Raw genomic sequence first — 14,971 nt, 5'->3', positions numbered from 1 at the left:
ACTCCCTCGAGATGTAAATTTCCTGATAAATCCTGATGATTCGCTGTGTGATCCACGTCATTCGCGCTTATGTTTGGCGCGGTCCCCGCGTGCGGGGGCGGTCATGACCCGGCGACAGGCACACCACCGCCCGCCGTCGGATCTCCCTCAAAGCGGAGGTTCCACCGTGCAGAGAAGAGTCATCGGAGGCCTCGTCGGCCTCTCGCTCGTCGCGACCAGCGTCATCGGCGCCGGCGCGGCCTTCGGGTCCGACGGGGCATCCCCTCCCGTCGCGCCGGAGTCCGGGCAGGCGAAGTCCGACAACCTGCCCAACCCCCTCGCGGACAAGCAGAGCGCACTGCGCCAGTCCGCCGTCACCGGCGTCCTCGACGGCGACCTGAAGACCCAGAAGATCAACGGCAGCACCGTCGTCAAGGTCGGCGAGACCGTCGCGGACAACGCCGACGCCGCGGCGTCGGCGAGCGCGCAGAAGCTCGGCGCCCCGGCGTCGGCCCAGGCGAAGGCGGACGCGAAGGCCGCCAAGAAGGCGAAGGCCGGCGCCGCGACGAAGAAGTCGCAGTACGTCGAGCTCTCGCGGGAGAAGACGGACAAGATCTTCGTGATCCTCGCGGAGTTCGGGAACGAGCGTCACCCCGACTTCCCCGACGAGGACACGGACCCCGACACACCGGGGCCGATCCGCTTCGACGGCCCCCTGCACAACGAGATCCCCGAGCCCGACCGCACGAAGGACAACTCGACGGTCTGGCAGCCCGACTTCGACCAGCCCCACTTCCAGGACCTGTACTTCGGCAAGGGCGACTCGCTGAAGAACTACTACGAGGAGCAGTCCTCGGGTCGCTACAGCGTGAACGGCGAGGTCACCGACTGGGTGAAGGTGCCCTACAACGAGGCGCGCTACGGCCGCACCGACCAGGGCGCGTGGGCGCTCGTGGCGGACGCGTCGAAGGCCTGGTACCAGGAGCAGATCGACGCCGGGCGCTCGAAGGCCTCGGTCGAGGCCGAGCTCGAGTCCTACGACCAGTGGGACCGCTACGACGTCGACGGCGACGGCAACTTCAACGAGCCCGACGGGTACATCGACCACTTCCAGATCGTGCACGCCGGCGGTGACGAGGCGGACGGCGACCCGACGTACGGCGAGGACGCCATCTGGAGCCACCGCTGGTACGCCTACAACGTCTACCCGGGCCAGGGCGGCGCCGACGGCTCCGACCTCGGCGGCACGCAGATCGGCGACTCCGACATCTGGATCGGCGACTACACCGTGCAGCCCGAGAACGGCGGCCGCAGCGTGTTCGCGCACGAGTACGGCCACGACCTCGGTCTGCCGGACGACTACGACACCGCCGGCGGCACCAACTCGAACGAGTGGTGGACGCTGATGGCGCAGAGCCGTCTGCGGTCCGCGACGGACGCCGGAATCGGCGAGCGCGCCGGAGACATCGGCGCGTGGAACAAGCTCCAGCTCGGCTGGCTCGACTACGAGGTGGTCCCGGCGGGCAACACCCGCACGCTGAAGCTCGGCCCGCAGGAGTACAACACGACCGACGCCCAGGCGGCCGTCGTCGTGCTCCCGAAGAAGAAGGTGACCACGCAGCTCGGCGCGCCCGCGACCGGGACCAAGCAGTTCTACTCCGGCACCGGCGACGACCTCGACGTCTCGATGAGCCGGTCGGTCGACGTGCCGGCCACCGCGGCCACGCTGAGCTTCCAGGCGAGGTACGACATCGAGAAGGGCTACGACTACGCCCTCGTCGAGGTCGACTCCGGCTCGGGCTTCACGCCGCTGCCGACCTCCGCGTCCACCGTCAAGCAGAACAACGGCATCGACGGCACGAGCGACGGCTGGGACACGGTGACCGCGGACCTCTCGGCGTATGCCGGGACGACGGTCGACCTGCGCTTCCGGTACGTGACCGACGGCGGCGCGGCGGGCAACGTCCAGTCGCTCCCCGACGGCTTCTTCGTGGACGACATCACCCTGGGCGGTCTGGCCGAGGGTGCCGAGGACGGCGGGGCGACCTGGTCGTTCGACGGGTTCTCCGTCGTCGGCGCGTCCACGACCGCCGACTTCTCGAACTACTACGTCGCCGGCCAGCGGGACTACGTCAAGCACGACCAGTACCTGAAGACCGGCCCGTACGACTTCGGGTACGGGGCGGCGGCGCCGGACAAGGTGGACAACTTCGCCTACCAGGACGGCCTGCTGGTCAGCTACTGGGACACCTCGGTGGCGGACAACAACACGAGCGTCCACCCGGGCAGCGGTCGCAACCTGATCATCGACGCGCACCCGCAGCCGTTCTACCAGCTCACCACCGGTCAGCCGTTCCGCGGGCGCGTGCAGGTCTACGACGCGACCTTCGGGCTCGACAAGGCCGACTCGATGACGCTGCACGTCAACGGCGCGCCGAACTACGTCCGTGGCCAGGCCGCGGCGCCGACGTTCGACGACACCAAGCAGTTCTGGTACCCGGAGCTGCCGGGCATCGGCGTCAAGCTGCCGGCCGCGGGCGTGAAGATCAAGGTGCTGCAGGACGAGGGCACCAGCATGAAGATCAAGGTCAGCTGACAGCGGTCGGTCTGACGGTGCGGTAGCCGCACGACGACGGCGCCCGGGGAGCCTCCCCGGGCGCCGTCAGTCTGTCGCGAGCGCCGTGAGCACGCGCTGCACGCTCGACCCGAGGCCCCAGCGCTCGGCCAGGGAGCCGAGGGCGGCGGGGTCCGCGGGGGCCGACGGCAGGGCGTCGGCGACGTCCCCCAGCGGTGCGTCCGGGGCGACCGTCACGACGACGGGAGCGGCCTCGAGGTAGTCGGCGGCCTCGACGAGCCGGCGGCGCTGGGTCGCGGTCAGCGTCCGGTCCGCCGGGTCGTCCCGGGCAGCGAGCAGCCCCGCGAGGTCGCCGTGCCGCGCGAGGAGCGCGGCCGCCGTCTTCTCCCCGATGCCCGGCACGCCGGGCAGGCCGTCGGACGGGTCGCCGCGCAGCGTGGCCATGTCCGCGTACGCCCGGCCGGAGGCGACGCCGTACCGCTCCGCGAGCCGGGCCTCGTCGACCACGTCGAGGTTCCGGATGCCGCGCGAGGTGTACAGGACCCGGACCCGGGCGTCGTCGTCCACGAGCTGGAACAGGTCCCGGTCGCCGGTGACGACGTCGACGGGGGAGCGGGCGCCGTCGGCCTCGCGGGCCACGAGGGTGCCGATGACGTCGTCGGCCTCGTAGCCCGGGCAGCCGACCCGCGCGACGCCCAGGGCGGCGAGCACCTCGACGATCACCGGCACCTGCGGGACGAGCGCGTCGGGGACCTCCTCGACGCTCGCGCTGCCCGCGCCGTGGGTGGGCGCGGGGTGCGCGGAGCCGTCGTCGACCCGGACGCGGTGGGCCTTGTAGGAACCGATCGCCGCGACGCGGAAGGCGGGGCGCCAGTCGTCGTCCCAGCAGGCGACGAGGCGCGTGGGGCGGTGCTCGGTGACCAGGGTCGCGACCATGTCGAGCAGGCCGCGCACGGCGTTGACGGGGGTGCCGTCGGGCGCGCGGAGCGAGTCGGGCACGCCGTAGAAGGCGCGGAAGTACAGCGAGGCGGTGTCGAGCAGGAGCAGCTTCTCGCGGTTCTCGGCCATGGCGCCAACCTAGCCGGTCGGCCGTGGCCCCCGTCCCGGGGGGGGGGGGGGGGGGGGGGGGCGGGCGGCCCGGGCGGGGGGGGGGGGGGGGGGGGGGGGCGGGGGGGGGGGGGGGGGGGGGGGGGGGGGGCGGGGGCCCGGGGCCCCCCCCCCCGCGCCCCCGCCCCCCCCCCCCCGGCCCCCGGCCCCCCCCCCCCCCCCCCCCCCCCCCCGGCGCCCGCCCCCCCCCCCCCCCCCCCCCCCCCCCCCCCGCGGGGGGCCCCCCCCCCCCTTCCCGCCGGACGGGGTCCGGCGTCAGCGCGCCGGCTCGAGCTCCCGCTCCCGGGCGCCCGACGGCGTCCGGCCGCCTGTCTCGTCGGCGACGGCGTCCTGATCCGCCGCGACGCCGTCGTCCTCGACCTCGTCGTCGCTGAACAGGTCCTCCGTGCTGGAGGACTCGTACTGCTCGAGGTCGATGATCCCCTCGCGCTTGGCGACGACTGTCGGGACGAGCGCCTGGCCCGCGACGTTCACCGCGGTGCGGCCCATGTCGAGGATCGGGTCGATCGCGATGAGCAGCCCGACGCCCGCGAGCGGCAGACCCAGCGTCGACAGGGTCAGCGTCAGCATGACGAGCGCGCCCGTGAGCCCGGCGGTCGCGGCCGAGCCGACGACGGAGACGAACGCGATGAGCAGGTAGTCGGTGATCGTCAGGTGGATGTCGAAGATCTGCGCGACGAAGATCGCCGAGATCGCCGGGTAGATCGAGGCGCAGCCGTCCATCTTGGTCGTCGAGGCGAGCGGCACCGCGAACGACGCGTACTCGCGCGGGACGCCGAGGTTGCGCTCCACGACGCGCTGCGTCACGGGCAGGGTGCCGATCGAGGACCGGGAGACGAACGCGAGCTGGATCGCCGGCCACGCGCCGCGGAAGTAGCTCATGACCTTCAGGCCGTTCGAGCGCAGGACCAGCGGGTAGACCACGAACAGGACGACGAACAGGCCGGTGTAGATCGCGAGCGCGAAGGTCGCGAGCGGCGCCAGCAGGTCCCAGCCGTACGTGGCGATCGCGTTGCCGATGAGGCCCAGCGTGCCCAGCGGCGCGAGGCGGATGATCCACCACAGCACCGTCTGGATCACGGCGAGCGCCGAGCGGTTCAGGTCGACGAACGGGTCGGCCTTGCGCCCGACCTTCAGTGCCGCGATGCCCACGACGAGCGCGACGACGACGATCTGCAGCACGTTGAAGGAGATCGACGTGGTCGCGCCGGTGGTGGCGCCGTCCGTGCCCGTCTGCAGCTCGGTGCCCGCGCCGATGCCCAGGAAGTTGCCCGGGATCAGGCCGTCGAGGAAGTCCATCCAGGTGCCGCCACCGTCGGGCGCGGAGCCCTGGTCGGGGCTGAGCGAGGAGTTGTTGCCCGGCTGGAACAGGAGCCCGAGGCCGATGCCCACGGTCACCGAGATCAGCGCCGTGATGGCGAACCACAGGAGGGTCTGGCCGGCGAGCCGCGCCGCGTTCGTGACCTTCCGCAGGTTCGCGATCGACGCGACGATGGCGGTGAACACGAGCGGTGGGACGACCGCCTTGAGCAGGGTGACGAACGAGCTGCCGATGGTGTCGAGCGTGGTCGTCAGCCAGTTGGGCGACTCGGCGTCCGTGCCCGCGTCGACGGGGCCCATCGAGAGCGCGAGCCAGCCCAGCAGGATGCCGAGGACGAGGCCCAGGACAATCTGGACCGAGAAGGACGGGAGCCGCAGCCAGCGGGGGCGACGCCGACGCGGGGGCGCGGCGACGTCGTCGGGCGCTGCGGTGTCGGCGGGCGCTGTGCTGGGCGGCGTGGCGGGGACGGAGCTGTGCGTGGAGGGCACGGCGCAACCTTTCGAGAGTGCGTGCGGACCTTGTCAGACCTCAGCCCCGCCAGGGCGGGGCGAGGGTCTGACAGGTCGGGGAGGAGGGGACCTGTCAGACGTGGGCCCCGCTATGGCGGGGCGAGGGTCTGACAGGTCGGGTGCCGGGGCGGGCGCAGCTCAGGGACGAGGAGCGCGCAGCGCGGCACCGGCGCGTCAGCGACGCGCGGGAGCAGGGGTCAGCGACACATCGCGCTGGCGACCCGGTGCAGGTCGACGGCGCGGCGTTCGGTCAGGTGCCACGTGATCACGTGGAGGACTCCCTGTCAGTCAGTCAGTCAGTCAGTCAGTCAGTGCTGGTGCGTGGTGCTCGCCGAGGGTAACCGGCGAGGCACCCGGATCCTTCCCGCGTCCGCATCCTGGGGCCCGACGACGCGGCTAGGCTCGGCATGCACCGCACCCGAACCGCACGGCAGGAGGACCGCATGTACCGCATCCCGTCGCGGCCGCAGTCCGGCCGCCGCCGACCCGCCGCCGCAGGGACGGACGCCGGCGCGCCCGCCCCGACCGCCGAGATCACCGAGTACCGCGGCGGCGTCCCGGTCTCCGCCGAGCAGCAGGCGACCGAGCACCCCGGGCCGCAGACGGTGGCCGCCGCGATCGAGCACGCCACCCGCACCGGGTCCATCGCGCTGGTCACCTACGACCACCCGGACGAGACGGAGATCACGGCGCTCGCCGAGACGCTCTCCCTGCCGCCGCTGCTGGTCGAGGACCTCATCCACGGCAAGCAGCGGCCCAAGCTCGAGCGGCACGGGGACGCGCTCTTCGCGGTCGTGCGCGCCGCGGCGTACCTCGACGACCAGGAGGACGTGGTCCTCACCGAGCTGCACGTCGTCCTGCAGGGGCGCACCGTCGTCGTCGTGCGGCACGGAGCCGAGCGCGGCGCCCCCTGGCCGACGATCGACCACACCCCCGTCCCGCCCGAGGTCCTCGACCTCGGCCCCGAGTCCTTCCTGTACGCGATGCTCGACCAGGTCGTCGACGGCTACGGGCCCGTCCTGGACGGCATCGAGGTGGACGTCGACGAGATCGAGCGGCAGGTCTTCACCGGCGACGACGCCGCCCCCGAGCGCATCTACCGCCTCAGCGGCGAGGTCATCGACCTCCAGCGCGCCGTCGTCCCCCTGCGCGCCGTCGTCGCCCGCCTGCGCCGCGGGTTCGACACCCACGCGGTGCCGCGCGCCCTGCAGGACTACCTGCAGGACGTCGACGACCATCTGCAGCGGGTCGCCGAGCACGTCGCCGAGGTGCGCGACAGCCTCGAGCGCATCCTCACCGTCAACGCCACGCTCGTCGGGCAGCGGCAGAACGAGGACATGAAGCGGATCTCCTCGTGGGCCGCGATCCTGTTCACCCCGACGCTCGTCGCCGCGATCTACGGGATGAACTTCGCGTGGATGCCGGAGCTCGCGTGGCACTGGGGCTACCCGGCCTCGATCGTGCTGATGCTGGTGCTCGGCCTCGGGCTGTTCTGGGCGTTCAAGCGCCGCGGCTGGCTCTAGCTCGCCGCGTCGACCCGCTGCAGGAACTCGTGCATCAGCGGCCCGGCGGTCGTCGACCCGCTCGTGCCGTTCTCGACCATCGCCGCGACCGCGAGGTCGTCCTGGATCGCGATCATCCATGCGTGCGATTTCGAGCCGTCCCCGTACTCGGCGGTCCCGGTCTTGGCAGCCAGGTCCCCGGGCAGGTCCTGCAGGTCGGTCGCGCTGCCGTCGGTGACGACCCCGCGCATCAGCTCGTGCAGCGTGCCCGCCTCGTCCTTCGTGAGGGCCGACGGCGCGGGGGTCGCCTCGGGCGTCGGGGTCGCCGACGCGCCGGGGGTCGCCGCGCCGGCAGCATCGCCGTCCGGCCGCACCAGCACCGGCGAGACGCGCTCCCCCGCCGCCACGCTCGCCGCGAGCGTCGCCATGGACAGCGGCGACGCGAGCACCTTGCCCTGCCCGATCATCGACGCCGCGTGCGTGGTGCCCGTCGAGTCCGCCGGCACGTCGCCGAAGTACGCGGGCACGCCCAGCCCCGGGGCCACGACCCCGAGCCCGAGATCGGCTGCGGCGTCGTGCAGCGCCTGCTGGTCCACGGTGCCGGCCTGGGAGATCATCGCCGTGTTGCACGAGTGCGCGAACGCCTCGCTCAGGGGGATGTCGCCGATCGAGCTGTCCGGATAGCCGGGCACGTTCTGGAACGTGCGGCCGTCGACCGTCAGCGTCTTCGTGCACGGGACCTTTGTGTCGGGGGTGAGCCCGGCCCGCAGCATGCCGAGCGTCGTCGCGACCTTGAACGTCGACCCCGGCGCGTACTGCCCGAGCGTCGCCGTGGACATCCCGTCGCTCCCGGCGCTCGCGGCCGCGAGGACGTCGCCCGTCGGCACGTCGATCGCCACGATGGCGCTGGGCGAGTCGGGCTCGCCGAGCACCTGCTCGGCGATCTCCTGGTCGTCGACGTCGAGGGTCGTCTGCAGCGGGGTCCCCGGCACGGGGTCCGTCGAGAAGACCTCGCGCGTCGTGCCGGCGCTCCCGTCGAGCTGCTTGCCGCCGACGGCGGTCACGCTCACCCCGGGCGTCCCGCGCAGCTGGTCGTCGTAGGCGGCCTGGATGCCGGAGAGGCCGACGACGTCGCCCGCCTCGATCGCGCCGTGCGAGGCGTCGACGACCTCGGCGGTCGCGTCGCCCGCGCGCCCGAGGACGGGCGCCGCGAACTCGCGGGTGGGCGCGAGCGGCTGCTCGTCGGGTATGGACGACGCCCCGGGGACGTCCTCCACCGCGGAGAAGTCGTCCCGGGCCTCGGGCTCGCGCAGCGTGACGAGCTCGACGAACGCCTTGGGGCCGGCGGCGGCGACCTTCGCCGCGAACGCGTCGGGGTCGTAGCCGAGGCCGGACGCCAGGTCGCGCGCCGACTGCTCCTGGCCGGCGGCGTCCACGTGGGTCTTGTCGATCCCGAGGTGCGCGACCTTGCGCTCGGTGACGATCGTCGCCCCGTCCTGCCCGACGACGTCCGCCCGGGGGGGCGCAACCCGCGTGCGGTGCAGGGTGTCGCCCGCCTTCAGGTCGGGCGCGAGGTCGTCGGTGTCCCAGGCGACCTCCCAGCGCGGGGCGGCGTCCGAGGCCCCGTCGCCGTCGTCCGGGCCAGGTTCGGCGAGCTCGAGGTCCACCACGGTCGAGTAGGTCCAGGGCTTCGCCGCGGACACGTCCCAGGTCCAGTCGAGCGTCGCCGTGGCGGTCTTCGGCCCGTCGCCCTCCGCGTCGTGGACCACGACCGTGCCGACCTTCGCGGTGCGCGGGGCGTCGCCGAGGCCCGCGAGCACCGCGTCCCGCTCGGTGGTGACCGTGCCGGCGTCGGTGTCCGTGAAGCGCACGGCGTCGAGCGCGTCGGGGTCCGTGCTCGCGAGACCGGACGCGAGCGCCGTCGCCACCGGCTCGGGCGCGGGGTCGTCGGCCGTGCAGGCGGTCAGGCCCAGCCCCAGGACGGGGGCGAGCGCGACCGCCCAGGCGGTGCGCCGCCGTCGGGCACCTCGCGGGGCTCGACGGGCTCCACCGACAGGACGTGCAGCCATGCGTCTCCCCCTGCGTTCCGACAGCCGGCGCGGTGCGGGCGGTTCGCCCGGGCACAGGTTAGCGGGCCAGGGCTCCCGCCATGCGCTCGACCGCCTCGGTGAGGATCGCCGGGGACGTCGCGAGGTTGACCCGCACGAACCCGGCGCCGCCCGTGCCGAACCCCGCGCCCTCGTTGACGGCCACCCGTGCCCGGTCGTGGAAGAAGCGCGCCGGGGCGCGCGAGACGTCGTCGGGCATCCCCCGGCAGTCGAGCCAGCCAAGGTACGTGGCCTCCGCGGGCGCGTACCGGGCGTCGGGCAGGTGCCGGGCGACGAGGTCGCCGAAGAGGGCCTTGTTCCGCGCGATGCCGGCGAGCGTCGAGTCGAGCCAGCCGACGCCGTCGCGCAGGGCCGCGGCGTGCGCGATGACGGCGAGGTGCGAGACGCCGTGGTTCGCCTCCTCCGGGATGCGCGCGAGGTCCGCGGCCGCGCCCGGGCCGCCGACGACCACGGCCGTCCGGAGCCCCGCGAGGTTCCAGGCCTTGGACGCGGAGAGGACGGCGAACGCGTCGTCCGCGCCCGGGACGGTGAGCAGCGGCGTGTACCGGGGGCCGTCGGTGCCGAGGTGGCCGCCGACCGGGGCGTGGATCTCGTCCGAGACCACCCGCACGCCGTAGCGGGCCGCGAGCGCGAGGACGCCCTCCAGCTCCGCCGGAGTGTGCGCGACGCCGGTCGGGTTGTGCGGGTTGCACAGCAGGTAGACGGCGCGCCGGCCGGCGCCCGAGCCGCGCCCGAACACCCCGGCGCCGGTCGCGCTCGCGAAGGCGGCCTCCAGGGTGGCGGGATCGATCCGGCCGTCGGCCGCGAGCGGGGCCTCGACGATGCGCCGGCCCTCGTTCCCGGGGAAGCCGTAGAAGGGCGGGTAGACGGGCGGGGAGACGACGACGGCGTCCCCCGGCCCGGTGAGGACCTTGATGACGTCGGTGAGCCCGCCCATGACGTCGGCGACCGCGCGGGTGCGCGCGACGTCGAGGGTCCAGCCCCAGCGCTGCTCGGCGAAGGCCGCGAGCGCCTCGGCGTAGGCGGGGCCGAAGTCGTAGCCGGTGTCGCCGTCGCGCAGGGCCCGGCCGATGGCCTCCTGCACGGCCGGGGCGATCGTCACGTCCATCTCGGCGACCCACAGGGGCAGCACGTCCGGCTCGTACGCGCGCCACTTGACGGACGTCCGACGGCGGAGGTCGTCGAGGGTCAGCTCGTCCAGGGGGGTGTGCAGGTCGGTCGCCGGGGCGTCAGGGGTGTCGATGGCCACGCGACCACGCTACCCCGCGCCGGGGAGCTCCCCCGGGGTGCCGCCGGGGTGCCGCGGAGGCCCCGCGGAGGCCCCGCCGAGAAGTCGAATTCCGCCCCAGAAATCCGAGATTTCGGGGCGGAATTCGACTTCTCGGCGGGTGCGGGGCGGGCGGGCGGGTGCGGGTGCGGGGCGGGCGGGCGGGTGCGGGTGCGGGGCGGGCGGGCGGGTGCGGGGCGGGGGTCAGACGACGCCGAGGCGGGCCAGCGGCTCCACCAGCTCGCGCTCCTCGTAGGACAGGTGCGAGAGCAGGGTGTCGCTGAGCAGGTCGACGGCGGCGCGCAGGCCCGCGAGCCCCGCGGCCTGGTCCTCCTCGCCGACCATCGCGACGAGCGCCTGGTCGACCGCCTCGAGCACGTCGTGGATCGCGACGTGCTCCTCCTCGAGGCGGTCCACCACCGGGCCGAGGCGCGGCTCGAACCGCCGCAGGCTCGGGAACATGCTGCGGTCCTCGATCGTGTGGTGCGTCGTGACGAGCCGGCAGTACGACTCGCAGTAGGTGCCGAGCGTCCAGCTGTTCTGCCGCATCGTCATCGTGCTGATGTGCGAGCGCGCCGCGCCGACGCTGATCGCGCCGGCCTCGACCTGCCCGATGAGCTCCTCGACCTGGGCGAGCTCCGCGCGCAGGTGGTCGTGGATGTCGACGAGCTGCTGGCCGGTCGCGTTCTCGTGCGCCGTGTACTCGTGCCCCTCGGGTGCGGCGGGCGCCGTCGGGCGCGTCGACTCGTCCCAGACCTGGACGACGCTGCGGCGGGTCCCGTCGTCGGGCGTGGGGGTGACGGTGAACCCGCCGCGCACGCTCACCGTCCCGCGCGCGTCCTCGACGCCCCGGGACCCGTCGGCCTCCGCCACCGCCGCCGGGTCCTCCTTGGTCGTCGCTCCGCCGGTCAGTCGTTCCGCCTCGACCTGCTCGCGCACGGCCGGGGCGACCTCCTGGGCGAACCGACGGATCACGTCGGGGTCGTCGCCCGCCATGATGAACGCGCTGATCCCCTGGCCCAGCGCGAGGTCCGCGAGCTGCTCCGCCCAGACCGTCGCCGGACCCTGCAGCAGGCCGCGCCCCGACCCCGAGGTGAAGCGCCCGGCGACGTTGTACAGGCGGCGGACGTCCGACGGCGCCCGGCCGGCAGCGAGCGCCGCCTCGTCGATGCGGGCGTGGGCCTCCGGGAGCTTCTCCGGGCCGAGGTACATCATCGACGGCAGCCAGCCGTCCGCGAGCCGGCCCACGAGGCGCTGCATGCGCGGCCCGACGGCGCCGACCCAGATCGACATGTCGTGCGCCGGGGCGGGGCCACGGTGCGCGCCGTGCACGTCGTAGACGTCGCCGCGCTCCTGGACGGCGCCGGTGGCGCCCTCGTCCCAGAGGGCCCGGACGATCCGGACGGCCTCCTCGACGGAGGCGACGGTCTCGCCCGGCGTGCGGCGCGGGCCGCCGTTGGCCTCGATCGCGTCCCAGAACGCACCGCCGCCGAGGCCGAGCTCGACGCGCCCGCCGCTGAGCAGGTCGAGGGCGGCGTGGCTCCGGGCGAGCACCGCGGGCGGCCGCAGCGGGAGGTTGGCGACGTTGAGCGCGACCCGCACGTTCACGGTCGTCGCGGCGATGGTCGACAGCAGCGTCCACGCGTCGAGGAACCGCGCCTGGTACGGGTGGTCCTGGACCGTGACGAGGTCCAGCCCGACCTGGTCGCTGAGCTGCCCGAGCCCGACGACGCGCTCGGGCGCCGAGGCGTCGGGGGTGAGGAAGCTGCCGAACAGCAGGTCGTGGCCGTAGTCCATGGTTCGGACACTATCCCTGGATGACACGTCAACCAAACGGTAGGCTGGCGCGATGACCACCACCTCCACCCGCGCCGAGCCCGGCGCCGCCGCGACCGCCGCCGACGTCGGCTCGCTCGACCCCGTCGAGGAGCGCGCCTGGAGGTCCTACCAGCGGATGCAGATGCGCGTCGGCCAGCATCTCGCGCGCGAGCTCGCCGCCGAGGCCGACCTCTCGGACGCCGACCTCGCCGTCCTGGCCGCCCTCGACGTCCGGCCCGGCGGCCGCCGGCGCACCATCGACCTCCGCCGCGCCGTCGAGTGGGAGAAGTCCCGACTGTCCCACCAGCTGCGCCGCATGGAGTCCCGCGGGCTCGTCGAGCGCGAGGCGGCCGCCGACGACGGCCGGGGAGCCGACGTCGTCCTCACCCCCACCGGGCGCGCGGCCGTCGCCGCGGCCCGCTGCAGCCGGGCCCGGTCCATCCGCCGCCACCTGCTCGCGCACCTGACCCCCGCGCAGGTCGCCGAGCTCGCGGAGATCGCCGACACCGTGAACGCGGGGCTCGACGCCGCGTGCCCGGCGGCGGCCGACCGGGAATGAATCACGCCGAGCACGTCGTCCGTCGCGGATCCGACGTCGGGAACGGCACCGATGACGTGCTCGGCACCCGGGGTGGACCGGTCTAGGCTCTGACCTCGTGCCGGTCCTGACGCGCGTGGTCGCCCGCCTGCGCGGGCTGCACCCCGCGCAGGTCATCGTGCTCGGCTTCTTCTCCGCGCTCGCGGTCGGCACCGCCGCGCTCATGCTGCCGGTCGCCCGCGCCGGGCGCGGCGGCGCAACGTTCATGGACGCGCTGTTCACGGCGGCGTCCGCCGTCTGCGTCACCGGGCTCTCGACCGTCGACGTCCGCACGTACTGGACGGGGTTCGGCGACGTCGTGATCCTCCTGCTCGTGCAGGTCGGCGGGCTCGGCGTGATGACGTTCGCGACCGTCCTCGGCATCGTCGTGGCCCGGCGCATGGGCCTGCGCACGCGGCTCACCGCCGCGAGCGAGACGAAGACGGAGCAGATCGGCGGCGTCCGGGGCCTGGCCACGCGGATCCTCACGACCGCCCTGCTCTTCGAGGGCGGGGTCGCCCTGGTCCTGTGGCTGCGGTGGTGGGTCGGCTACGGCGAGAACCCCGTGCACGCGCTCTGGCTGGCGGTCTTCCACGCCGTCTCGGCGTTCAACAACGCCGGCTTCGCGCTCTTCTCCGACAACCTCATCGGGTACGGGACGGACCCGGCGATCCTCCTCCCGCTGTGCGTGGCCGTCATCGCCGGCGGGATGGGGTTCCCCGTGCTGCACGAGCTCCACCGCACCTTCCGCCGACCCGTGCACTGGACCATGAACACGCGGATCGTCGTCGTCGTCTCCGCCGTCCTCCTCGCGGTCGGCACCGGGTTCTTCCTCGCCGTCGAGTGGACCAACCCCGCGACCCTCGGCGGGCTGGGCCTCGGAGGCAAGCTCCTGGCGGCGTTCACCCAGTCGACGATGGCGCGCACCGCGGGCTTCAACAGCATCGACACCGGCGCCATGACGTCGACCGGCTGGTTCGGGACGGACATCCTCATGTTCATCGGCGCCGGCCCCGCCGGCACCGGCGGCGGCATCAAGGTCACGACGTTCGCCGTCCTGTTCTTCATCATCCTCGCCGAGGTCCGCGGGGACGTCGCCGTCAACGTCCTCGGCCGTCGGCTGCCCCGCTCGACCCACCGCCAGGCGATCAGCGTCGCCCTGCTCTCGGTCGCGGCGGTCGTCGGTGCGACGATGGTGCTGATGATGCTCGAGGACTTCGGGCTCGACCGGACGCTGTTCGAGGCGATCTCGGCGTTCGCCACGGTCGGGCTGTCCACGGGCATCACCGCCGACCTGCCCGCCCTCGGTCAGCTCGTCCTCGTCGTCCTCATGTTCGTGGGCCGGCTCGGCCCCATCACCCTCGCGACGGCGCTCGTCCTGCGCCGCCGCACCCGCCTGTACGAGCTCCCGAAGGAGAGGCCCATCATTGGCTAGGGGACAGTGGTTCGGTCAGCGCCCCGCGGAGCGGCTCGCCGACGCCGACTCGGTGGCCGTCATCGGCCTCGGCCGGTTCGGCCGCTCGCTCGCCCGCGAGCTCGTCGCGACCGGGACCGAGGTGCTCGGCATCGACTCCGACGAGGAGGTCGTGCAGAGCCTCAACGGCCAGCTCACGCACGTCGTGCGCGCCGACTCGACCAAGGACGAGGTGCTGCGCCAGCTCGCGGTGCACGAGTACGACCGCGCCGTCGTCGGGATCGGCAGCAACATCGAGGCGAGCCTGCTCACCACCTCCCTGCTGCTGCGCTACGACAGCGTGCAGATCTGGGCCAAGGCGATCAGCCACGCGCACGCCCAGATCCTCGAACAGCTCGGCGTGCCGCACGTCATCCGCCCCGAGCACGACATGGGCAAGCGCGTCGCGCACCTCGTGCGCGGCTCGATGCAGGACTTCATCGAGGTCGAGGACGGGTTCGTCATGGTCCGGACGACGCCGCCCGCCGAGTTCGTCGGGATCCCCCTCGGCACGTCGAACCTGCGGCCGAAGTATGACGTGACGATCGTCGCGTTCCGCCCCCAGGGCGGGACGTGGACCTACGCGAGCAACACGACCGTGCTCACCGAGGACGACACGATCATGGTCGCAGGCGACGTGAAGAAGGCGGAGGCGTTCAGCCGCCTGCGCTGAGGGCCCGGGCCGGGACCGCCGGTCACGTCCGGCCCGGGCGGTTCGTCGAGCAGTCGACGGATCGAACCGGAAGGGTGTGCCC

At 73.6% G+C, this 14,971-nt stretch carries 11 protein-coding genes; 5 read left to right on the top strand and 6 right to left on the bottom strand.

Annotated elements, in window-relative coordinates:
• Nucleotides 1-166: 166 nt before the first annotated feature.
• Nucleotides 167-2,575 carry an immune inhibitor A domain-containing protein gene (locus EDF32_RS08365; protein ID WP_233565812.1) on the top strand — a complete coding sequence of 803 codons (2,409 nt, stop codon included), beginning with the start codon at nucleotides 167-169 and terminating at the stop codon, nucleotides 2,573-2,575.
• 66 nt (nucleotides 2,576-2,641) lie between these two features.
• On the opposite strand, the gene EDF32_RS08360 is transcribed toward EDF32_RS08365, so the two are convergent.
• The 3 genes from EDF32_RS08360 to EDF32_RS15080 all read right to left on the bottom strand — a co-directional run bounded on the left by EDF32_RS08360 (nucleotide 2,642) and on the right by EDF32_RS15080 (nucleotide 5,760).
• Complete coding sequence (locus EDF32_RS08360) at nucleotides 2,642-3,622, bottom strand: 5'-3' exonuclease (protein WP_123308095.1); 981 nt, start codon at nucleotides 3,620-3,622, stop codon at nucleotides 2,642-2,644.
• A gap of 294 nt (nucleotides 3,623-3,916) precedes the next feature.
• A complete protein-coding gene (locus EDF32_RS08355) occupies nucleotides 3,917-5,470 on the bottom strand; it encodes a dicarboxylate/amino acid:cation symporter (RefSeq protein WP_123308094.1) in 1,554 nt (517 codons plus the stop codon).
• Between the two features lie 218 nt (nucleotides 5,471-5,688).
• Nucleotides 5,689-5,760, bottom strand: a complete 72-nt coding sequence (locus EDF32_RS15080) for a putative leader peptide (protein ID WP_370449955.1) — start codon at nucleotides 5,758-5,760, stop codon at nucleotides 5,689-5,691.
• A gap of 138 nt (nucleotides 5,761-5,898) precedes the next feature.
• On the opposite strand from EDF32_RS15080, the gene EDF32_RS08350 reads away from it, so the two are divergent.
• A complete protein-coding gene (locus EDF32_RS08350; protein WP_123308093.1) occupies nucleotides 5,899-7,014 on the top strand; it encodes a magnesium and cobalt transport protein CorA in 1,116 nt (371 codons plus the stop codon).
• Here EDF32_RS08350 and EDF32_RS08345 read toward each other — a convergent pair.
• The 3 genes from EDF32_RS08345 to EDF32_RS08335 all read right to left on the bottom strand — a co-directional run bounded on the left by EDF32_RS08345 (nucleotide 7,011) and on the right by EDF32_RS08335 (nucleotide 12,165).
• Nucleotides 7,011-9,062, bottom strand: coding sequence for a penicillin-binding transpeptidase domain-containing protein (locus EDF32_RS08345; RefSeq protein ID WP_123308092.1), 2,052 nt, complete (start codon nucleotides 9,060-9,062; stop codon nucleotides 7,011-7,013). The genes EDF32_RS08350 and EDF32_RS08345 overlap by 4 nt on opposite strands.
• Nucleotides 9,063-9,120: 58 nt before the next feature.
• Entirely contained in the window at nucleotides 9,121-10,350 is a 1,230-nt protein-coding gene (locus tag EDF32_RS08340) for a MalY/PatB family protein (RefSeq protein WP_233565811.1), read from the bottom strand.
• A gap of 222 nt (nucleotides 10,351-10,572) precedes the next feature.
• Complete coding sequence (locus tag EDF32_RS08335) at nucleotides 10,573-12,165, bottom strand: LLM class flavin-dependent oxidoreductase (RefSeq protein ID WP_123308091.1); 1,593 nt, start codon at nucleotides 12,163-12,165, stop codon at nucleotides 10,573-10,575.
• 52 nt (nucleotides 12,166-12,217) lie between these two features.
• Here EDF32_RS08335 and EDF32_RS08330 point away from each other — a divergent pair, with 52 nt between their 5' ends.
• The 3 genes from EDF32_RS08330 (at nucleotide 12,218) to EDF32_RS08320 (ending at nucleotide 14,889) form a co-directional block, all read left to right on the top strand.
• Nucleotides 12,218-12,745, top strand: a complete 528-nt coding sequence (locus EDF32_RS08330; RefSeq protein WP_123308090.1) for a MarR family winged helix-turn-helix transcriptional regulator — start codon at nucleotides 12,218-12,220, stop codon at nucleotides 12,743-12,745.
• Between the two features lie 97 nt (nucleotides 12,746-12,842).
• The gene (locus EDF32_RS08325) at nucleotides 12,843-14,198 is read left to right on the top strand and encodes a TrkH family potassium uptake protein (RefSeq protein WP_233565810.1); all 1,356 of its coding nucleotides are present in this window, start codon (nucleotides 12,843-12,845) and stop codon (nucleotides 14,196-14,198) included.
• The gene (locus EDF32_RS08320; RefSeq protein WP_123308089.1) at nucleotides 14,191-14,889 is read left to right on the top strand and encodes a TrkA family potassium uptake protein; all 699 of its coding nucleotides are present in this window, start codon (nucleotides 14,191-14,193) and stop codon (nucleotides 14,887-14,889) included. The genes EDF32_RS08325 and EDF32_RS08320 overlap by 8 nt, the downstream gene beginning before the upstream one ends.
• The last annotated feature ends 82 nt before the right edge of the window (nucleotides 14,890-14,971 follow it).

It is taken from the genome of Cellulomonas sp. PhB143 (genome assembly GCF_003752595.1).
GTDB lineage: Bacteria > Actinomycetota > Actinomycetes > Actinomycetales > Cellulomonadaceae > Paraoerskovia.
The sequence above is the reverse complement of the archived record's forward strand: the minus strand, read 5'-3'. Positions and strand labels throughout refer to the sequence as shown.